18 protein-coding genes are annotated in these 21,259 nt (G+C 54.3%); 12 read left to right on the forward strand and 6 right to left on the reverse strand.

Translation table 11 applies throughout. The features are described from left to right. Positions 1–239: 239 nt before the first annotated feature. Positions 240–1,409 carry a glycosyltransferase gene (locus GOV88_RS09580; RefSeq protein WP_171123188.1) on the reverse strand — a complete coding sequence of 390 codons (1,170 nt, stop codon included), beginning with the start codon at positions 1,407–1,409 and terminating at the stop codon, positions 240–242. 317 nt (positions 1,410–1,726) lie between these two features. Between GOV88_RS09580 and rfbC the strand changes: the two genes are divergently transcribed. From rfbC to GOV88_RS09595, 3 genes are read left to right on the forward strand one after another with little or no spacing between them, the layout of a single operon-like run. After that, positions 1,727–2,257, forward strand: a complete 531-nt coding sequence (rfbC, locus tag GOV88_RS09585; RefSeq protein ID WP_171240271.1) for a dTDP-4-dehydrorhamnose 3,5-epimerase — start codon at positions 1,727–1,729, stop codon at positions 2,255–2,257. Positions 2,258–2,292: 35 nt separating this feature from the next. Beyond that, positions 2,293–3,228: an NAD(P)-dependent oxidoreductase gene (locus GOV88_RS09590; RefSeq protein WP_171240272.1), complete on the forward strand. Its 936-nt coding sequence runs from the start codon at positions 2,293–2,295 to the stop codon at positions 3,226–3,228. 1 nt (position 3,229) lies between these two features. Continuing rightward, positions 3,230–4,552 (forward strand): NAD(P)/FAD-dependent oxidoreductase, encoded by a 1,323-nt coding sequence (locus tag GOV88_RS09595; RefSeq protein ID WP_171240273.1) that lies wholly within the window; start codon positions 3,230–3,232, stop codon positions 4,550–4,552. A gap of 15 nt (positions 4,553–4,567) precedes the next feature. Here the strand turns inward: GOV88_RS09595 and GOV88_RS20490 are convergent, their stop codons facing one another. From GOV88_RS20490 to GOV88_RS09610, 3 genes are all read right to left on the reverse strand, one after another. Then, positions 4,568–5,578, reverse strand: coding sequence for an NAD-dependent epimerase/dehydratase family protein (locus tag GOV88_RS20490; protein WP_371808231.1), 1,011 nt, complete (start codon positions 5,576–5,578; stop codon positions 4,568–4,570). Next, positions 5,505–6,419, reverse strand: a complete 915-nt coding sequence (rfbF, locus tag GOV88_RS09605) for a glucose-1-phosphate cytidylyltransferase (RefSeq protein WP_217350997.1) — start codon at positions 6,417–6,419, stop codon at positions 5,505–5,507. The genes GOV88_RS20490 and rfbF overlap by 74 nt, the downstream gene beginning before the upstream one ends. 193 nt (positions 6,420–6,612) lie before the next feature. Further along, the gene (locus GOV88_RS09610; RefSeq protein WP_171240274.1) at positions 6,613–7,899 is read right to left on the reverse strand and encodes an O-antigen ligase; all 1,287 of its coding nucleotides are present in this window, start codon (positions 7,897–7,899) and stop codon (positions 6,613–6,615) included. 378 nt (positions 7,900–8,277) lie between these two features. Here GOV88_RS09610 and GOV88_RS09615 point away from each other — a divergent pair, with 378 nt between their 5' ends. The 5 genes from GOV88_RS09615 (at position 8,278) to GOV88_RS09635 (ending at position 14,280) form a co-directional block, all read left to right on the forward strand. Continuing rightward, entirely contained in the window at positions 8,278–9,681 is a 1,404-nt protein-coding gene (locus tag GOV88_RS09615) for an oligosaccharide flippase family protein (protein ID WP_171124025.1), read from the forward strand. Positions 9,682–9,990: 309 nt separating this feature from the next. Further along, complete coding sequence (locus GOV88_RS09620; RefSeq protein ID WP_171123174.1) at positions 9,991–10,203, forward strand: hypothetical protein; 213 nt, start codon at positions 9,991–9,993, stop codon at positions 10,201–10,203. A gap of 513 nt (positions 10,204–10,716) precedes the next feature. Further along, positions 10,717–11,292: a sugar transferase gene (locus tag GOV88_RS09625; protein ID WP_171124029.1), complete on the forward strand. Its 576-nt coding sequence runs from the start codon at positions 10,717–10,719 to the stop codon at positions 11,290–11,292. Between the two features lie 41 nt (positions 11,293–11,333). Beyond that, on the forward strand, positions 11,334–12,641 hold the full coding sequence (locus GOV88_RS09630) for a polysaccharide biosynthesis/export family protein (RefSeq protein ID WP_171240275.1): 1,308 nt from the start codon (positions 11,334–11,336) through the stop codon (positions 12,639–12,641). A 124-nt stretch (positions 12,642–12,765) separates the two neighbouring features. After that, positions 12,766–14,280 (forward strand): hypothetical protein, encoded by a 1,515-nt coding sequence (locus tag GOV88_RS09635; RefSeq protein WP_171240276.1) that lies wholly within the window; start codon positions 12,766–12,768, stop codon positions 14,278–14,280. On the opposite strand, the gene GOV88_RS09640 is transcribed toward GOV88_RS09635, so the two are convergent. Next, positions 14,277–15,263, reverse strand: a complete 987-nt coding sequence (locus GOV88_RS09640; protein WP_371808228.1) for a glycosyltransferase family 2 protein — start codon at positions 15,261–15,263, stop codon at positions 14,277–14,279. The two genes, GOV88_RS09635 and GOV88_RS09640, sit on opposite strands and share 4 nt — an antisense overlap. Before the next feature lie 224 nt (positions 15,264–15,487). Here GOV88_RS09640 and GOV88_RS09645 point away from each other — a divergent pair, with 224 nt between their 5' ends. Beyond that, positions 15,488–15,889 (forward strand): GtrA family protein, encoded by a 402-nt coding sequence (locus GOV88_RS09645; protein ID WP_171123164.1) that lies wholly within the window; start codon positions 15,488–15,490, stop codon positions 15,887–15,889. Positions 15,890–15,950: 61 nt separating this feature from the next. On the opposite strand, the gene GOV88_RS09650 is transcribed toward GOV88_RS09645, so the two are convergent. Beyond that, entirely contained in the window at positions 15,951–18,149 is a 2,199-nt protein-coding gene (locus GOV88_RS09650; protein ID WP_171240278.1) for an AAA family ATPase, read from the reverse strand. A gap of 290 nt (positions 18,150–18,439) precedes the next feature. Here GOV88_RS09650 and GOV88_RS09655 point away from each other — a divergent pair, with 290 nt between their 5' ends. The 3 genes from GOV88_RS09655 (at position 18,440) to GOV88_RS09665 (ending at position 21,257) form a co-directional block, all read left to right on the forward strand. Then, positions 18,440–19,240 (forward strand): WecB/TagA/CpsF family glycosyltransferase, encoded by an 801-nt coding sequence (locus GOV88_RS09655; protein WP_171124037.1) that lies wholly within the window; start codon positions 18,440–18,442, stop codon positions 19,238–19,240. Between the two features lie 93 nt (positions 19,241–19,333). Next, positions 19,334–20,206: a sulfotransferase domain-containing protein gene (locus GOV88_RS09660; RefSeq protein ID WP_171240279.1), complete on the forward strand. Its 873-nt coding sequence runs from the start codon at positions 19,334–19,336 to the stop codon at positions 20,204–20,206. After that, positions 20,187–21,257, forward strand: a complete 1,071-nt coding sequence (locus tag GOV88_RS09665; protein WP_171240280.1) for a glycosyltransferase family 2 protein — start codon at positions 20,187–20,189, stop codon at positions 21,255–21,257. The genes GOV88_RS09660 and GOV88_RS09665 overlap by 20 nt, the downstream gene beginning before the upstream one ends. The last annotated feature ends 2 nt before the right edge of the window (positions 21,258–21,259 follow it).

A 21,259-nucleotide genomic window follows, 5' to 3' on the forward strand; every position in this document is an offset into this window, starting at 1 on the left:
TGAAAATTATAGGTTTCTATTTAGGAAACAATTCGTTTCCGCAAGAATCGTGGACACAGTTTTGCCACAATGTCATCATCGTAAGGTGGGCGGCATGTTATTGTTTTGAGCGCATACCGGTTTTTTCATTGACTGGTTAGAGGGGGTTGTAGAGTGCAACTTGCCGCCCCGCGACTTTCGCTACAATTAGTGTATGAGCGTCGGCCTTGTGTCGGGTGCTTGGGCGTGGCTCAGATCGGTCAGGGCGCACTCACGAGCTTGGTCGCATCCGTGTATGAAGGATCATCACTTCTGTAACCGGCTGCGATATTTGCAAGATGCTGACGGCGCTTTGCCATCCCGTCTGTCTGGGGGATTTGCAGGTGGTCCAGAATCTGTGCCCAGCGATGCAGCCAGTCGTGTTTTTGCGTTGCCGCTGCGAGGTTGATCCTGCGCATGCGGTCCAGTTCTGCGGGGTCGTCCAGCAAAGCAACAATTTGGTCAATGGCCGCGTCAGGGTCTTCGGACAGCCTGACCACGGACTCGGGCCAGTCGAAATACCGTTCATAGTCTTCGGTTTCGGGGGCGTAGCCAACCTGCGCGGCCCCACCCGCTATGCCTTCCACGTGGCGCGGTCCCCACGCGATGTTGCCCTTTATCTGATCTTCGTGGCCGATTTTGGCGATATCGACCATGAACAGTTTGGAATGCTGAACGAGATTTGCCAGCAGATCACGGTGCACGCGGTGTTGCGCGGTAACGGGTGGCTTGGTCGCCGAGTCATAAAGGTAGAAACCGCCGCGTTCCTTGATCTTTTGAAGCAACCTATCATGCAATTCCGGACGTCTGCGGCCCATATAATAAACGTCGATCGGGCGGTCCGAAGTTGCTGCTTCTGGTGCAAAGCGAACCATGTCAGCCGCGCCAGGCAGGTGAATGACGGGTTTTCCTGTTATGCGCTGAAGGTCATCGCAAGTTTCAGCAAAGGCGCAGCAGATCAGGTCGAATTGGGCCAGATATTTGATAAGCGGCAGATGAAGATCCAACTCCTTCGACCAGACCTCTTCCAGAACACAGACGGCCAGACCGCAGCGTGCGCGCCAGTTAGAAATCGCGTCCAGCGCCAAAAGCTCTTCTGGTTTTTGCGCATCGCAAAAGAACAGGTCGTAGTCGCGATCCAGCTTGGTTTTCTGCACGCCGGACGGCCAGTGCCTGAACAGATCCGAGCGTTTGGACAGCCACCGCTTGGGGTTAAAGGGCAGGCGCCGTTCCTTGGCGCGCTTTGGCGCCAGAATCTCGGCGTTTTCGATTTCGGCAATCACGTCTTCGAACTCAAACCCCGAACAGCGCGAGACGTTGTCGTTCAGGCTGCGCTGGGAGAAAATCAGAACTTCTCTGGGCGTCTTTGCGGACGGGGCTGGGCTGGTCAAATACGTGTTCCTTTTAAGGATTCCAGACAAAATGTATTTCACAACCACTACGTGGCCTATTCAAAGACTTTCTTCCCGAACCTTTCAACTTGCCCGGCTGATTGCCCTGTAAGATCGAGATTTCAGCATTGCCCGGACGATATCGGCTGACCGCTTCAAAAACTATGGAAATAATCCGCGTTGTCTGGTTAAGTTTTTACGTCTGGTTCACTTCGCGGGCTCTTTTTTAGGGTCATTTTTCTTACCACTGATCCACGCCCGGTCTCAGAATCTGAACCACCCGATATTTGGTGACCGTTGGAACAGGCGGATGGTTAATGATTTTTACTGAAACGCCTTTGCAGGGCGCTTTTGTTGTCGATCTGCAGGAAATCTCGGATGATCGCGGTTTTTTTGCCCGCGCCTTCTGTGCTGAGGAATTCGAACAGCACGGCCTCAAACCAGCGGTCGCACAGGTAAACCTCTCATATAACGAGAAAAAGGGAACGATCCGTGGCCTGCATTACCAAAACGCACCTGCGGCCGAGGCCAAGTTCATGCGTTGTATCTCGGGCGCTATCTACGACGTTATCGTCGATCTAAGGCCGGAAAGCCCGACCTATCACCAGCATTTCGGAATTGAGCTGTCCGCGCAGAACCGTCGTGCGCTGTACGTGCCAGAGATGTTTGCGCATGGCTATCTTGCACTGACGGACGGCGCGCAGGCGTTCTATTCCGCCAGTGAATTCTACACGCCCGGTGTGGAGGGGGGGATTCGATACGATGACCCTTTTCTCGGGATACAATGGCCCATTAAAGTCAGTATTGTTTCCGAAAAGGACGCGTCCTGGCCTCTGCTAGACACGTAACGCCCACAGATTCTGTGACCGGAGCTTGAAACCAGATGAATTTGAAGACCCAAAATTCAAAAGTGCTGGTCACGGGTGCCTCTGGCTTCATCGGTCGGGCTTGTGTGCGAAACCTTGCTGCTGCCGGGTACAGGGTCATCGCGACCCATCGAACTGATCCACCGCCGCCAATGGATGGCGATGTGGAGTGGGTAAAGGTCGACATGGAAGATACCGCTGCGGTCAGAGACTTGTTGCAGGGCCAGAAGCCCAGCCACTTGCTGGCCTTGGCCTGGTATATGGGGCCGGGCAACCAGCAGTCGCTGGAAAACTTTCGCTGGGTACAGCATTCGGTGGATTTGCTGTTCTCTTTTGCCGAGGCCGGGGGGCAGCGTGTCGTGTTTTGCGGCTCGTGCATGGAGTATGACTGGAGTGCGCCCGTCAAACTGCGCGAAGGCGTGACTCCGCTGGTTCCGGCCACGGAATATGGCGCGGCCAAAGCTGGCCTTTCGGTTGTATTTGAACGGATGTGTGCTGCGCTGGGGCTATCTGGTGCATGGGCGCGGCCGTTCTTCCTGTATGGACCGGGTGAAAGCCCAAAACGGCTTGCGGCGGATGTGATCGTTTCGCTGCTGGAAGGTCGCGAAGCCCTGTGCACGCATGGCCGTCAGAAACGGGACTTTCTGCATGTCGACGATGTTGCCCGCGCTTTTGTTGATCTGCTGGGCAGCGATCTGCAAGGCCCGCTGAATATCGGCAGCGGCACCGCGATCCCGCTGGCCGACCTGATAACCGAGATCGCCCGTCAGATCGACGCCGAAGACTTGGTTCGGTTGGGCGCACGGGAAGCACGCGCAGGTGATCCGCCCTTGGTCGAGGCTGACAACTCGCGCCTGTGTCGCGAGCTGGGTTGGTCCCCGAAGTTTAATTTGGAAACCGGAGTTGCGGATACCATCGCCTGGTGGCGCCGCGAAATTGTGAAAGAATCCTGATATGAGTAACGAGAACATAGTTATCCTTGGCTCTGGCATGGCCGGACTCGGCGCTGCGCATCATCTACATTCTGAGGGCGTGACGAGCAGAATGTATGACAAAAACCCGTTCCCCGGTGGTCATACCGCGACATTCGCGCATGACAGCGGTTTCATCTTTGACGACGGCCCGCATATCTCGTTCTCGAAGGACCCCCGCATTCAAGAGCTGTTTTCAAGCAATGTGGATGGCAAGTTTGAGAAACTGCAGGCTTACGTGAACAATTATTACCACGGCGCATGGGTCAAACATCCGGCGCAGGCGAATTTGCACAACTTGCCGGATGAGCTGAAAACCCATTGTATTCTGGACTTTATCGAAGCCTCCAAGCAGGACGTGGTGGAAAAACCCGCCAATTATCTGGAATGGCTAATCTCGGTCTTTGGTGAGACCTTTGCCACGCATTTTCCAGCGGTTTATGGCAAGAAATACCATACCGTTGACGCCGATCAGATGAGCACGGTCTGGATGGGGCCGCGTTTGTACCGCCCGTCGATGGAAGAGGTGATCCGCGGCGCGGTTTTCGCGGAAACGCCGGACGTGCACTATATCACCGACTTCCGCTACCCGACCGAAGGTGGGTTCATTTCCTATCTCAAGCCGTTCCTGAAAAAGACTGACCTGCATCTGGATCACAAGGTTGTCGCCATTGATCCCATTGCAAAAACTGTCCGTTTTGAAAACGGCGTGACCGAAGAATATGGCAAGCTGATTTCATCCATCCCGCTGCCTGACCTGATCCCCATGGTCAAAGGGGCGCCCCAGCATGTTCTGGATGCTGCGGCAAAACTGGCCTGTACCACATGTGTGACTGTGAATATCGGGCTGGCGCGCGACGATTTCACGCCTGCGACTTGGACATATATTTACGATGAGGACATCGTCTTTACCCGGTTGAGCTTCCCCCACAAGATGTCGACCCGGACTTGCCCGCCAGGATGCGGCTCTATTCAGGCGGAATGCTACTATTCACATAAATACAGGCCGCTGGACGTCGCGCCCGAAGAGCTGATCCAGCCGGTGATTGATGACCTCGTCAAAATTGGCCTGATCGCCGAGGACGAAAAGATTCTGCACACGGATGCCCGGTTGATTACTCACGCCAACATCATCTTCGACCTTGACCGCGAGGAAGCTCTGCCAATCGTTCACAAGTGGCTGGACGAGGTTGGCATTACCTATGTTGGGCGGTTCGGGGAGTGGGGTTATCAGTGGACGGATGAAGCGTTCAAATCCGGTGAGCGGGGCGCCCGAACCGTCATTCAAGAGCTTCAGGCCATCTAGCGCGGCGCGTGCCGATCACGAAGCGATCGGCACGGTTCTGCGAAAGTCCTGATCCAGTTGGTTTTCCTGCAATAGGGCCTCCAACTGGGCCAGACGTTTGTACTTGCGACCTTCGAAATCCTCGACCTGCAGGTCGCAGGCTTTGACGGCATCATATAATTGCTGTGCCCCCCGGACTGCGTCCCATTTGGGTTGAAAGCCCGGGATGGACTTTTCGATCTTGGCTGAACTGACCCGGTATGACCGATTGTCAGGCCCGGCATCGGCCGCATAATCGATTTTCGCACCCGGAACCGTGTCGGCCACGATCTCGGCCAGATCGCGGATCTGATAGTTGTTTTCGGTTCGGCAAACGTTGAACGCTTCGCCCGAAATCTCGGTAGGATCGGCTTCGAGCGTGGCGAGGAAGGCACGGGCCATGTCTTCGACGTGGATGATCGGACGCCACGGCGTGCCATCTGACATCATCAGAATGCGACCCGAGGTATAGGCATGTGCGATCAGGTTGTTGAGAACAATGTCGAACCGCATTCGGGGGCTTGCACCATAAGCGGTCGCAAAGCGCAGGAAAGTGGGCGTGAAGCTGTCATCTGCCAGTGGCTTCAGGTCCCGCTCGGCCAGAACCTTGGATACGCCGTAATCCGTCTGTGGGTTAAGCTGGCCATCTTCATCGACAAAATCCTCTCCGGCTCGGCCATAGTTCGAGCAGGAGGACGCAAAAACAAACCGACGCACACCGGCGGCTTTGGCCTGCTTCGCCACATGGACCGTGCCTTCGTGGTTGATCTGCTGTGTCAGGCCGGGGCGAAGCTGTCCCAAGGGATCATTCGACAGGGCCGCCAGATGCACCACCGCGTCAAAACCTTCGAGGTCGTCAACCGTCAGGTCGCGAATGTCCTTGCCCAGGTTCGGGATTTCGGGAACGGCACCGCCGGGGGCGAAATCGGCCCGGTCAAAGAGATTTATATCGCACCCAGTCACCTGGATTCCCGCCTCGGCCAATACCGGGGCGGTGACCGTCCCCACGTAGCCGAGATGACCCGTTAACAGAACCTTTTGAATTTTCCCATGTTGCCCACGGTCGGTTGCCATTTTTCCACATCTCCTCAAGCCGGCGTTTATCCGCCAGATGGTCCATACAATACCAGAAACCAGGATGGCGGTAGGCCATCAACTCACCCAATTCCATCAGCTTGGGCAGGGGTCCTTCTTCCCACATAATCTCGTCGCCATTCACGCTGGCGACGGCGTCGAACACTTCGGGTTCAAGCACGAAGAACCCGCCATTGATCCAGTCGGCGGCTGTCTCGGGCTTTTCCATGAAGCCTTCGACCAACCCGTCCTCGCGCACTTGCAGATGCCCGAATGTCGTCAGCGGGCGCACCATCGTGATCGTGGCCAGCTTTCCGTGTGATTTGTGAAAGGCAACAAGAGCGTCCAGATCGACGTTTGAAACACCGTCGCCGTAGGTCAGCATAAACGTCTCGTCGCCCAGATACGGTTGTAGTCGGGCCAGTCGCCCGCCTGTCATGGTTTCCGTCCCGGTGTCGATCAGATCGACTGTCCAGGGCGGCATCTGCGCATCCAGAACACTGTTGTGATAATCGGGCTCGCCGAACAATTCGCGCTTGGCAAAGTCGATCCTGAGATTCCCGTCATACTGACACAGATCGGAAATATAGCGTTTGATCAGGTCACCCATGTAACCAAGGGCCAGCACAAAGTCATGATGCCCATAGGTCGAATAGTGCTGCATGATATGCCACAGGATCGGCCGGTTGGCGATTTCGACCAATGGCTTGGGGCGAACGCGGGTTTCCTCGATCAGGCGAGAACCCTTACCACCTGCAAAAATGGCTGTTTTCAATGGTGCCTCCCGAACGGATACAAAAGTTGGAAAAAAGATTCAAAACGACGAATGGTCAAAGTCGACAATACAGGGCAGGCCGCTGTCAATCGTTGAAACCTGAGGCCTTGAATTAAGGCTGGCGACATCGAATTGATGGATTTGATTTGAGCGCACTGCCCAAAAACCTGTTGTCTATCTTCGCAGAAGTACCTCATGCCAATGACGCGCTCCGCAACCTGAAATCTGCGACCAGCGCTTTGGCGACAAGATTCGTTTTGGTCATGTACATGACCAGCAGGATCCACATCCCGTCCAGACGCCCCATAACGTTGCTTTCAGTAATATTCAGAAAGATGAAACCCACACTCAGCGCGAACACGAGGACAAAGTCATCCCGGGGTTTCAGGTGTCGCATGCAGTAAAACACCGAGCTGAAGAACCGAAAGAAGGCAAGAAACAGCAGCACGACGCCAACAAAACCGATGTTCAGCCAGGTTTCGATCAGGCCGTTATGCGAATAGTAGGGCGTGAATCCAAGCTGGTACTGATTTTCGTAGATGCGCATATGGGGGGCCGCGTCGTGCCAATAGCCAGCATACCCATATCCCAACCAAAACCGATCCATGGCATAGGGCCAGGTCAGTTCCCAAATGGGAATCCTGTTGGACAGCGTGGGTTGACGCCCGATCATCGCAAATAGTGGCTCGGCAATGTCGGAGGCCAGGATAAGTGTTCCCATTCCAATCACAAACGCGGAAAACAGTATGAAGCCCAAGGCCCATAGAAACTCGAGCCGGGGCATTATTTTGGTAATGAGGAAACCCGAGATCACAAACAGCCCGATGATCTGCGCCGTTCTTGAATCGGAGGCAATCAAAAGAACAACCGCTACACCTGCTGTGATCTGAAAGAACATGCGCAGCCGTCCGGTCGTGATCTTCATCGCGAAGAATGACGACAGAATTGCCATTACTGAATTCGCGCCCAGCTCGTTCTTGTGCAGATAGATGCCGTTCCACGAGTTTTCCCACGGCGGCAATCCACGTGCTTGCGGAAGCGCTCCGATGGCGGCCAGGGACAGGGCCATGGAAAGGGCAAAATACAATGCCACGAACAGCGCCAGACCCCGCATGGACATCATGCTGCCCAAGGTCAGGCCAAACAGGGTGGTCGCCGCCAAGGGAACGGTGCGCTCCATCGTAAGCAATCGGTAATCGCTCCAGGATGCAGACAGAATGGCAATGATAATCATGAGCGCGATTTCGGGTGAGGCGAATGCGCCGCGCAACAGGTGTCGATAGTAAAGAGCAACGGTTGCAAGGATCGGCAGCAGCGTGAGGATCTCGATCCGATTGGCAAGGTTGTTGCGATACAGGACGACAGACAGAAGGTCCGATCCGACCAGAATCAGAAAGACCATGCAGATCAGCAGGACATTGTGGTGGAACGAAGTGCCCGCCACCTGCTGATAGGGAATATTGCTAAAGGAATGCCTCATGACACGGCCAACAAACCCAAATACCCAAATGCTGAATACGCGATTCAACAGATCACTCAGAAAACTACAAAGCCAAGCCTAGCAAAGCCCAACGGCCTGAGTCCATCTTCGTGCTGTTTCCGTGATGGTTTGCGCGCGGCAAATCCCAGTTTCACCAATAATTTCAGCAAATCGACATCGCGCGCGGAATATGGTTTAACAAATTCGGTTTCTGCGCCGGGTAGTCACGAGGCATTTTCAGGAATTGGCCCGCAAGCTGATGGGAGCGGCCCCATGTGAAAACTTCCGGGTGCATTGTGTCTTATGAGTTGATGTCAGCTTCTGACGGTTGGGTATTTTTATGACGGCTCCGCGCCCTATTACGCATAACGGACTTTCATGACGTGGTATTTTGTTCCCAGAATGCTGTCCGCATTCCTGTCTGTTGTGATCCTCGTGGTGATGACGCGTGTGCTGGGGCCGGCAGAGTTTGGGCGCTATACCCTGACCCTGCTGCTGGGCACGCTGTTGTTCTCGTTCACATTCTTTTGGCTGGTGATTTCAGTCGGGCGCTTTCACCACGCCAAGGAGTTCGAAGGCAGAACTATCGGAACGGTTCTGGGGGCTGCCGTCCTGATTGTCTTTGCTTTGCTGGCAATCGTGGCGATGTCCTACGTCATTCTGCCCTTTGCCTGGGCAAACAGCTTTTTCTATGCTGCCGTGTTTTGCATCAGCCATGCGATCCACGAGATCGGCGCCGTTTGCTTGCGGCAGTATAACGAAGGGCCGAAATTTGCGGCCGTGACACTGCTGCGTCATGCGCTGGGCGTGTCTTTGGCCGTCGCATTCATCGTCAATGGCGGCGGTTACGAAAGCGCCGTGATCGGAATTTCGCTTGGTGCCGCGCTGACAGGGGCCTATGCGGTGCTTGTTACGGTCGGACGGTCGCGCGTCTATTTCCCCAAACGGGCCGAGGCGAAAACATACCTTTTCTTTGGCTTTCCATTGGCCGTGGTCGGGTCAACCTCGGTCTTTCGTGCGATGTCTACCCAATCGTTGCTGGCGGTGCTGGTGGGGATCGAGGCGGCCGGCTATTTTGCGGCGGCTCAGGCGCTGACCATGCGGTCCCTTGTGCTGACGATGAGTACGCTTTCGAATGTGGTTGCGCCGTCGGTTTTTGAAGCGCACGAGGTTAAGGGAATTGCGCATTCCGACTCGGTTCTTGATCGCTATTTCTCGTTCCTGATGCTGATTTCGATGCCCATTGTCGTGGCGCTGGTCAGCGCGGCAGACGTATTCGCGAACCTGTTGTTTGACCACGGCTTTGCTCAGGAAACGGCCGGATACCTGCGTGTTCTGGCAATCGCGGCTTTTGTGACGGGCCTGCAGGGGGCTTACTTTAGCTATTCGTTCATGAGGTCCAAAAAGACCGGCTTGCAACTGGTCATTACGTTCGGGACGCTGATCGTGCATGCCCTGCTGTCGCTGGCTGTCATCAACCTGTTCGGAGCCCCCGGCGCATCTTATGCTTTCCTGGTCAGCAGCCTTGTCAGTTTTGTCGTGTATTTCTACATCGGACGAAAGGTCGATCCGCTGAAAGTCCCCGTTCGGGAATTGACCAAAGCCTTTGCAGGGGGGCTGATTTTTGTGCCGTTCGGTGTGATGGCTGAAGACGCTACAACGCTGCTCGTTCAGGCCGCTTTGCTTTTGGCTGGGTCTTTAGCGATGTTCGTCACTCTTGTACTCATTCGGCAAACCGCGGCTGTCACAGTCTGGAATAGAATACGGCCTCGGGCGCGTTAGCCGAACTTTGCCACTGCGGAAAAATTATACTTAACAATATATTAACCTCTGTTTGGCCACAGTTCCTTCAGTGTGTGGGCATAATTTTGCCCAGTTGCCATGGGTTTCTTGAATCGGGCGATTGGGTCCCTCGTGGTTAGCTGAATATGATGTTAGATTGTCACTGATCTCAAGATTTTGTGTCACTTGATGGCTTATCGTGTGGGGCGATCTATATTCAAAACCAACTGCCTGAGCACACAAGAGCATGAGGTCAAAATGGCAGGTGAAATAAAGATGACAAAAGACCGAACAAGAGCAACGTAATAGATGGTAATCGTTTATCTTCTCTCTGGGCCGCTGGTTGCCGTTCTGTGCTGTGTCGCGCTGATTCTCACGGGCGCAAGCACGGGGGTGGCCGTGCTGGGTGGATTGCTGATTGGATGCTTTACGCCGTTTCTGGTTGCCGTTTTGCATTTCACGTTCAGCCGTAAGTTGCGCCTGAAAGTGTTCAGTAAACTGCCCTCGAAGATCGGTCAGTAACGAATTTGGAAACGGTGCGCAGAAATGCGCCTTACTGTTTCCAATTTGGAAACTATTGCAGTCGGTTGGCCATCTGCTGACCCCCATGATGCCCTGTTTCGATGCAAAAGTTTGTGAGCTCCGATAAACTCCAACAAATAAGTTGTCTCTTTATTTTAAAGGTGCGATCATATTGCGGGGCAATAATCCCGGTCGGTGTTGGCACCGAGTCGGGTTATAACATGGGTGGGATCACGCACTTGGTGCGCTGTACCCCAAATTCGAGCGAATAGAATTTGTAGTCGCCGCTGCATCCGCACTTAACGGAGCAGCGTGCGGCGAAGCGTATGTGGCATGTTTTGTCGCTGACGTTTTGAGTGCTGTTGTGTTGTCTTGGGGGTTATTATGAACCATGTTCGAAGTTCTATTCGGATAGAAGATTCTGAAATTTGCAAACCAAATCAAAACTCTATTTCTGAAGTTGTCGAGTTCTGCAATTTAAAAAGTTTTTACGCCGTCAAGGGTAAGCGTCTGTTGGACATCTTTCTTATCCTGATCGGTGCACCATTTGTGCTGCCAATCATTCTTGTCATTTCGATCCTTGTTAAACTGGATGGTGGTCCGGCCATTTACCGGCAAAGACGCGTGGGCATCGGCGGCAAGGAATTCGACTTTCTGAAATTCCGCTCGATGGTTCCGAATGCGGAGCGGATGCTGGAACAACATCTGAAAGAATGCCCGGCGGCGGCCGCTGAATGGCGCAAGCATCAAAAGTTGGAAAATGACCCACGGGTCACACGGTTCGGCCGGTTCATCCGTATGACATCGCTGGATGAGCTGCCGCAGCTTTGGAACGTCCTTGTGGGGGATATGAGTCTGGTTGGCCCGCGTCCGATGCTGCCTGAACAGCAGGTTCTATATCCGGGTCTGGAATACGGTTTGATGAAGCCCGGAATCACCGGTCTGTGGCAGGTTTCCGATCGCAACGATGTAGAGTTCTCGCATCGCGCGCTGTTTGACAGCGACTATGCAAGGCAAATCGGGTTCTGGTTCGACCTCAAGATTCTCTTCCGAACCGTAGGCGCAGTGTGTAACGCGACCGGTTACTGAAATTTCCGGGCTTGTTGCCTGCATGTTAAGTGGTGACCGAGATGACATTTGTACTGTGTGATTTGTGTGGAAAGGCGTCCGGCTGGATTGGCGATCAATTTCGGTCGTTTGCTCGTGGCCTGGTTGCGATATTTTTTACTCTTTACGCCGGAGCCGCCCTTGCGGATTTCGATCTTGAGCCCGGCGATAACGTCCGTGTGACGTTTACAGGACTGGATTACCTGTCTTTCGAATCGGTAATAGACGTACATGGTTACGTGAACCTGCAATGGCTTGGTCAGTTTGAAGCACAGGGTTTGTCGCTGGAGGAACTGGAGCAGCGCGTGCGCCTGGACGCCTCTGGCAAAATCGTGAAGCAATACAACAACAACGGTGAGATATTCATCATTCAGTTGGATGGTGATGAGATTGAGATTTCCCGGAACGGGTATCGACCGATCATCATTGGCGGGGATGTCGCGCGGACGGGCCAGATTGATTATCGACCCGGTGTCACAGCCCGCGAAGCCGTCGCGCTGGCTGGCGGTGTCAGAAGCCAGCTTTTGACCGATGACGTCACCATTGACCCCATTCAACTGATGCGCTGGCAAACAGCCTATGGTCAGGCGGCGCTGGACCAAGCGGAAGCGCTGACCCGGAAATGGCGTGTCACAACTGAATTGTTGCAAAATATGAACCACCCCGAGCCTATGATTGATGATGTTTCCGTATCGGAAACAGTTCTGGCAGATCTGATCGCTGAACAGATTAAGATTCGCACGGTGAACCTGGCCAATGAAGCGGGTGAACGGCATTTCTTTGAAGATGCCGAGGAACAGGCAGGCGAGCGTATCGCGATCCTTCAAAAGCAAAAATTCCAACTGGCTAAGGCGCTGGCTGCCGACGAAGAAGAAGAAGCGCGGGTCATCAGTCTTGTGGATCGTGGTCTGGCGCCGGGTTCTCGTATCGCCGACACCCGTCGTACAACCGTTCTGTCCGCAACACGTCTGCTGGATGTAGACGAGGACCTTGCTGCGACCAGTCTGGTCCTGACCCGGCTCAGACGGGATCGCGAACAATACGAACAAGAGCGGTCTTTGCGTCTGTTGCAGGAGCGGCGGGATGCGAATCTGGCCATTAGGGAATCGACATTGCAAATGGACACGATCGCCAAATATCTGGCCGGGGCGTCCAATGAGATGGGGATTGATAGTCTAATTACCGACATCGACTACACGGTCAGAATTTATCGTTTGATCGAAGGTGAATTGCAGGCGGTTCGGGGGGACAAGCAAACACGTTTGCTTCCGGGTGACAGCCTGGAGATCAAGGTTGAAGAGTTGCTGCCCGAAGCGCCTCTGACCGAGTGAGCCCAGCAAATACATCACCAGTCAGAGGAGGCACATTCGGCGCGGCGCAAATTTGAAAAGCGGGTGTCCGTCCGCCTCGCCATAGTTGTTAAACGGGTAACGAATTTCGAATGTGGTTTTTAGCATGAAAAACGAAGCATCCAGCGTGGCGTCCATTGGTGTCGGTGTTTCCCCGCAATCAGATACAGCGAACATGACCACTTTGAAGGCCTTGATGCTGGTCGTCACATTTGCGGTCATGCAGATGTTGCCAGCGGCCATAAACGGGTTTCCTTTCGTTTTCTTTGACACGGAAGGGTATCACAAGGCGGGTGAAGCGGTGGTGCAGACGATTGCCGGAAAACCTGCCGAAGAGTTGATCGCTGAAAACACCGGATCACAAGCGCAGAGCGCGAATGAAGAGACAACTGCGCAACCGGGAAACTCGGAAAACGGCGGCAAGTTCGCGGTACCCATGTCACGGTCCCCATATTACGGGATTTTCGTGTACGTCTTTTTCGGTGTTCAGCCTTACTTGCTAGCGTTTTTTCAGTCGCTCATAGTTGGCTATGCTGCGTGGTTGACGGTCAGGCAGCTGTGCCCAGTTGATCCTGTAAAACCTTATCTGGCCGCCGGGGCGATTTGCGCTTTGGCGACACCGCTGCCGTATTTTTCGACTTACACCATGCCGGACATATTTGCGGCTTTGGCACCTATTTGCCTGTTTCTTCTGTGTTACGGCAGAAGGAATCTGTCGGTCCTTCAGCAAGTGTTCTGTTGGGTCACGTTGGCCGCCGCCGCCGCCTTTCATAACAGCCATATTCTGGTGATCTTCGGATTGCTGACAATCTTGTTGTTCATGTCGATCTGGCCGCGGCTCAGGCCCACGTTTTCCGGTCTGCTTGTATCATGTTCCGCCTTTGGCGCAGGTGTGTTTGCGGTTTTCCTGTTCGCCTATGTCGCCTTCACCATGTTCGGAAGCTGGCCGCAAAGCATCCCCTTTTTGACCGCACGGGGGATCGAAGATGGACCGGTTGCGGAACTAATTGACAATGACTGCGAACAGCACGGGTTCACAATCTGCGGCGCGGCTCCGCTACAAAGCCGGGACTCGCAGCATTTTCTGTGGCACCCGGACGGGTTTTTCCGGTCGTCCGATCCGGACACCAAGCTGCAACTCAGCAATGAGGACGCCTCGGTTTTTCTGACGGCGGCACTGGAATACCCGGGGATGCAAATCGCGGCGTCGCTAAAAAACTCGGCCGAACAGTTCGGCCTGTTCGGGTTGTACGAGTTTGAAACGGCCAAGCGGGTCTTTCTTGAGCAGGCACCGCTGTTCATGTCCGAGGTCGATCTGAAAAATTACGGGGACTCGAAGGCCGTCACCGGAGCCTATCCGTTTGTTGCATTGTCAACCCTGATCTATGTGATTGCGGCCTTCAGTTTGATGACAGTGTTTTACATCTACGCGTCACGACCTGTTTCAGACGCGGCCTTGGCTTTGGGCATCCTGATTTTGGCGACGCTTGTTGTAAATGCGGTGGTGTGCGGCGTTCTGTCGGATCCGCATCACCGGTATCAGGCGCGTGTTGTCTGGCTATTGCCGCTGTTGGCGACCTACCTTGTGTTTCATATCAATCAGCGTCGCGCCGGATCTTAGGGTTTGGGGGCCTCATACTGCAGATAGCTGAGGCGGCGGGCCTCTCTTCTGCCGCGCGAAACGGTGTCGAGGATCAGGGCGCAGGCGATACAGACAATTGACATCAGGAACCCGGTCAGTGCTGCGAATAAGGATGGAAACCGTGCGACCTGACTTGTTTCCAGAAACTCCAAAAGCACCGATAGGAACACAAGGCCCGAAGGGATGAAGATCAGCCCGGCGAGTGAGAAAAAGAACAACAGTGGTTTCTCTTCCTTCACCAGAAAGCCGATCATGCGCAGGATTCTCAAGCCATCTCCGTAGGTCGACAGCTTGGACACCGAATTCTCGGGCCGTGCGCGATACTTGACCTGTACCTCATCAATCGGAAGCCGCATCTGAAGTGCGTGAACGGTAAGTTCGGTTTCGATCTCAAACCCGCTGGACATACTGGGAAAGCTTTTGACGAACCGTCGGCTGAACACCCTGTACCCCGACAGCATGTCCTCAAGGTTTCGGCCAAAGAACAGCTTGACCAATGAAGTCAGCATCCGGTTGCCAAACTTGTGGCCGGGCCGATAGGCTGCGTCATCCGAGTGTTTTCGTGCCCCGTTCACCATGTCCAGGTTGTTGTTCCACAGCAATGCGATCAGTTCAGTGACATTGCTGGCGTCATAGGTGGCATCGCCGTCGGCCATGACATAAACGTCTGCCTCCACGTCCGCGAACATGCGTCGAACCACGTTTCCCTTGCCTTGATTTGTTTCGGATCGGACGGTCGCGCCCGCGCGCTGTGCCACCTCGATCGTCGCATCCGATGAATTGTTGTCGAACACATACACGTCGGCGTCTGGCAGGGCTTCCTTGAATTCAGAAACGGTCAGTTCAATCGCCGCTTCTTCGTTGTAGCAGGGTAAAATGATCGCAATCCGAACCGTATCATCCGAAGCAACGTGATCTGGGTTGCTACCCTTCACACCCGAAGCTGCCTCCTCCTTCAACACGGCACTCATCCTCCAAAAAAACAAAAAACACGGATTGACAGAATATGTTTTGGGATACCAGATATTCGCCTATGCCAAAAGAAAAATTGACATAAGGGTCAAAGCTCTAACCTGTTTTGCGGCCAATTTGCTGCGGTCTTTCCAGAGCTTTCGGTGGGGTCCAAGAAAAGCCCGGCCACTTGAAATGAGATTGTTTTATCAATGGCGACGATGGACTTGTGAACATGCCTTCCTCTCAGTTTTTCAGGTTCGTAATCGTGGGTGGTATCGCGTTCTTCGTGGATGCCGGTCTGCTGTTGCTGACAACCGAGTGGTTTGGACTGATCCCCGAGATCGGGCGCATTATCTCTTTCTGCGGGGCCGTCACGACAACCTGGTATTTGAACCGGACCTTTACGTTCGCCACTGTCAGCCGTCCGACACTGAGAGAATTCGCAAGCTATGTGTTGGCAATGAGCTTTGGTCTGGCGGTGAACTACGCGGTGTTCGTGGCGTTGATCCGCCTCAACGAGACAGCAGGTGCCTATCCGGTCATTGCATTGGTGCCAGCGACGCTGGCCGGGATGGTTATAAACTTTCTGTTCTCGCGGCGCATTTTGGGGTCGGGCCAGAACACGGAACAATGAAAACGGGCTAGCAACATGTGCAGTCTGAAAATGCCTACAGGAAAACTTGTTGTGTCAGGCGCTATCCCAGGTTGGGATCACCATATTTTTTGGCGCGTTTCAGATCGACACGCGTCGCAACCAGGGCCGCAGGTCTGACATCAGCGTTTTCCAACTCACGTATCGCTTGAAAGACGGAATTTCTGTGCGTGTCGTTCCATCTTGTAAACAAAATGACCCGTTGGGAAATCTGTGACAGATACGCAGATTCCACCGCCGCCAGCAGGGGCGGTGTGTCCAGAAGGATCACTTCGTACATATCGGACAGGGTGATCAACAAATTAATGAAGGCCGGAGAGCGCAGGAACTCTTCAACAAGCGATACCTTTGTCTCGGAATCCAGATTGCCGGCAAGCGGCAGGATATCCAACCCATCCTGAGGCGTCGCAACAATGTGTTCCTGAAAGGATGAGGGATTAGCGGTGCAGTATTTCAGTTCATCGACCGACAGTTTTGACAGATCTCGATAAGCAGACGCGACCGTATCGCAATCAATAATCAGCGTCCGGAATTTTGTCTTGGCGCAGACGGATCCGATCAACAGAAGGGATGATGTTTTCCCTTCATCCGGCAGCGCGGACGCGCCAGAGAAGATGACGCACCCATTGTTCGAGAAGCTCTGGTTGGGCTTGCCGTCCAGACTTTTCGAGAAAAACTCGACCGCTTGCGAGAAGGACGGCTCGCCCTGCTGGCGCAGGGATCGCAATCCAACGTCACTGCTGGCCAATAGCTTTTTGCCATATCGCACAAACTCGGGGTCCAGCTTTCCGTCATTGGTAAAGAACGCCTCGAATTGCGGGGCGTTTTTGATCTCGGGAAGGATCGCAGACAGTTTTACCCCTGTTGCGCTTTCGAATTCATAGGTGGTTCTGAGCCGCTTTTGGAAGATTTCGCGCATCACGGTCCAGCCGAGACCGGCGAAGATGATCATGAACATCACGCCGATGGATGTCTGCGACCGCTTGGGTTCCGACGGGTCGACCGAGACACGGGCCCGCTCGATAAGATGCGCACCAGCGTCCAGATAATCACCTTGTTCGGCCCTGCGCCCAAGCTGGGATACGAAGTCCCGGTAAATCGCTTCGGTGACCAGAATTTCATTTTCGATCCGCTTGGTGACCGAGTCGTGCTGAACCTGTTCGGCCTGCTGCGCGCGGAACACTTCGATGCTGCGGTTCAGGTCGTTCAGTTGGTCGTCCAACTGCTCTACCCGTTTTTCGGCAATGTCCTGCGCGGCACTGAGGCGCTTTAGCGCTTCCTCGGTATTGGCATCCTGTCCAAGGTCCGGCGGAAGCAACCCGATTTTCTTGGCAAAGCCGATCGCTTCTTGGGATTTTCCTTGCGCGCGCAGGGTGTGGATCGCGCTGGTTTGCTCTTTGATCCGGGCCAGCTCATTTTCCACCAGTTGGGCGCGCCGCTCGGCCTTAATGCGCTGGGCCTTGATGGTTGCGTATTCGTCCGGGGAATAAGGGATTTCGATAGAATGTGTTTCCAGATCCGAGCTCAGTTTGTTCAGATCATCCCGCAAATGCCCGATCCGCGTTGTAAGCCAACTCTGGGATTGGACCAGATCATTGCGTTTCATGGTCGTCAGATTTGACAGGTATTCTGACGCAAGGCTGTTGGCGATGTCGGCCGCCTTTTGCGGTGACTTCGCCGTGACGCGAATCTGGTAGACCGCTGAAATATCGCCAATCTGTTCGATCCGTGTCGATTTTAGCAGGTTCTCAATGGTCGTTTCCCGCGCAAGCTCTTCCGCCGAGGAATCGCTGCCCACCACTTCGTCATTATCACCGCTCAGGGCGTCGACCAGACTATTCTTTAGGCTACGCGCCAGTGCGATTGGCGACAGGTTGATACTGGTGTCTTCCCCAGAAAATTCGGGATCCAGATAAAGCTGCATCCGGTCGACAACACCTTCGATCAAGTCGGTAGAGCGTAAAAGCTCAAGTTCACTTTCCAGCGATGTCAGCGAAAGCGGCAGGCCTGAAACGTAAGGCGTGAACTGCGTTTCGGTCTGAACACGGGTTTCCATCATGACTTTTGCGCTGGACGTGTATTTTGTGTCCGAGGTGTACGTGAAAATGTATGCTATAACAGCACCCACAAACCCCATTACTATGATCCACGGAAGTGAGCGCCTTATGGCCCAGGCAATATTGGACAGCGTTCTAAGCTCTGGGTCGCCTGCCGAAGCAAGACCCGTCCCAGAGAGCTCCACATCTAATCCTCGGCGATACTGATCAGTCATGACAAAAAACAACGTGCGGTAAGGATAGGCCCGAGCATAGTGTTAGCGGGCTTGTATCAACAGTGAAATCAACAGATGGCGTCAACAATGGGTCTAGAAAACCATGATTGGCTGCGAAAAGATAGGAAGTTTAGGAGGGTTTGCTAATTCGCACGGGGCTGCGCCGATTAACTGAGCAGTTCGTGGAGTATGTATTAGCGAGAATCGGCAGTCCTGATAACCTGCCGTTACTGTATGTGTTTTAACCAGTTGGCTATGAGATGAACAAGATTCTCGACAAGCGTTTGTCGCACACAATTGTAGGCGGTATGCCCGTCGCTCTCGTCAGCGACGCCGAGCTTACGTCGGCGATGCTGGACGATGTCGAACGGCGCAGGGCCGGGCAAAACCACCGCACATTAACAGTGTTCGATTCGAACGCACAGGGAATCTCGCTTTATGCCGAAGATGCACAATTCGCCAAGGCGATAGACGCGGCCGATATCATTCATGCCGATGGGCAGATCGTGGTCTGGGCCTCGAAGTGGACACAGGGGTCCAAGGGCATTCCCGAACGCACGGCCACTACCGATTTCATTCACTCAGCCGCTGCGGCGGCGGCGAAGAACGATGTGGGATTCTACCTTCTGGGCAGCACCGAAGAGATTAATCGCGGATGCGCTGAAGAGTTGACCGCCCTGTATCCCGGTCTGAAGGTCGTGGGCCGGCGAAACGGGTATTTTGACGCGTCAGAGGAAGAGGCCGTTATCGCCGACATCAACGCTAGCAAGGCCGATATCCTGTGGGTCGGGCTTGGAAAGCCAAAAGAGCAGTTGTTTGCCAACCACATAGCCTCAAAACTGGATCATTGTGCCTGGATAGTGACCTGCGGCGGCTGTTTTCATTTTGTCGTCGGGGATTATCCGCGCGCGCCTTTGTGGATGCAGAAAATGGGGCTAGAGTGGTTGCATCGCATGGCGACCGGTCCGCGGTATCTGTTCAGAAGGCATATGCGGACGCTGCCGCATGCGTTGAGCATTGTGCTTAGAAAAGATGTGCCGAAGCGGTTCGAGCGTAGGTAGAGAGGCGCAAAGACTGGCTGAACTGAATTTCCCGGAGTTTTGCCAGAAGTATTGGTAAGTTGGTTTGTTCAGAAGGGATTTCGTGTGGGGAAGGTGGATTTCATAGGAATCGGTGCGCAAAAGGCCGCGACGACTTGGCTGCATCACGTGTTGTCCGAACACAGTTCGGTGACGACGAATGACACCAAAGAGTTGAATTTCTTCACCGCGAATTTTGACCGGGGCTATGCATGGTACGAAAGCTGTTTCGCAGACGCCCCGCCCGGAAACATATGTGGAGAGTGTTCTCCAACCTACTTCTTCAGTTCAGATGCGCCCCGGCGGGCGCGGGCCTATAACAAGGACCTCAAGCTGATCTGCATCCTCAGGGATCCGATTGGGCGCGTGTTCTCGAACCATTTGCATGAGATTCGCAAAGGCCACATTGCGCCCTCGACTTCGGTCGAGGCGGGTCTGGCCCAAAACCCCGCCTATGTGCAGCAAAGCCAGTACAAGACCAATCTGGAAAACTGGCTGCAGCACTTTGACCGGGACGCCTTGCTGGTGCTGTTTTCCGAAGAAGTGGCTGCAAGTCCAGACGAGTCCTATGATCAGATTTGCGGGCATCTTGGACTTTCGGCCCGGGAAGGGTCAGAGGCGATTTCAGAAAGATTTCATGAAAACATCACCTACAGGAACAAGACTTTGCAAAAGTCGCTTCGGTTCGGTGGCGATATGATGCGATCGCTGGGAATGGGTGACGGGGTGAAAAAGCTGAAGACTCTTCCGGGTTTGAAACAGATGTTGTCGATGAACAAGCAGCATCTGAACATCATGGTTCCGCCTCCCACATCTGAAACGCGGGAAAGGCTGGCGAACCAGTTCAGGCCCGACATGGAATTTGTGGCCGAACTTACAGGGCGTGAAACCCTGCCCTGGTCCACCTGGAGCGATCTGCGACCAGCGGATGCCGAGCAAAAGGGATAACCATGCAAGGATCATCGCCGACGCAAAACCCAGACAGGACCGGTGCAAGAAACCGGAACTGCAAGAGCGGAATCTTGCTTCGCCGATGATGGGTGAACAATCACATAAAGCCGCGCCGCATATCGCCATTTGCATTGCAACCTACTTGCGGCCTGAAGGACTGCGGAATTTGGTCGAAAGCCTGAACCGGCAAGTACTAGAAGCCCCCGGAATTCGTGTGACCTTGGTGATCGCCGATAACGCGCCTGACGCGCCAGCGACCGAGGCACTGGGCGATATCGGAAAACTCAGCCATTGGCCGGTCATCTACACCATTGAATACGAACGCGGAATCGTGTCTGCACGGAACCGGACACTGAACGAAGCCCCGGCTGACGCAGATTACATCGCCTTTCTGGACGATGATGAAGAAGCGTCCGAGGACTGGCTGGCGCAGATGCTGCAAACGATGGTTCTGCCGGACACCGTAGCTGTGCAAGGGACCGTAGATCCCCGGTACCGGCAACCACCACCGGACTGGATCGAGGCGCTTAATCTTTTTCGCATGGGACCTTATGTGCAGGGGGCTGCATTGCCGGCTGCGGCGACGAATAACGCGATGGCGGATGCGGCAATCATTCGGGAACGTGGCCTGCGGTTCGATCCGCGATTCAATATCACCGGGGGCGAAGACGAAGAGTTCTTTTCTCGGCTGCGGGACGGCGGTGGAACGATCCGGGCCGCAGCAGATGCGTTGGTATGGGATGACGTGCCTGAAAACCGCATGACAATGCGCTGGCTTGGCCGACGGTGGTTCCGAATGGGCAACACGTTAAGTCGCATCGCCCTGATCCGGCGGCGGGGTATCGCGACGCGCGCCCTGAAAAGCGTTGCGGCCATGGGCTGGGGTGCGCTGACCTGTTTGTGCCTCGGCTTCGGCTCTCGGGCCAGGTTTTACAGGGGGTGGCTCGAAATCCTCAGGGGGGCGGGCATGGTTGCGGGGCTGCTGCGCTTTGACTTTGCCGAATACAGCAGCGCGGCCGTCAAAGTCGACCGCGTGAAGGAGGGGTGATT

This window comes from Ruegeria sp. HKCCA5491 (assembly GCF_013034565.1).
Classification (GTDB): Bacteria; Pseudomonadota; Alphaproteobacteria; order Rhodobacterales; family Rhodobacteraceae; genus Ruegeria.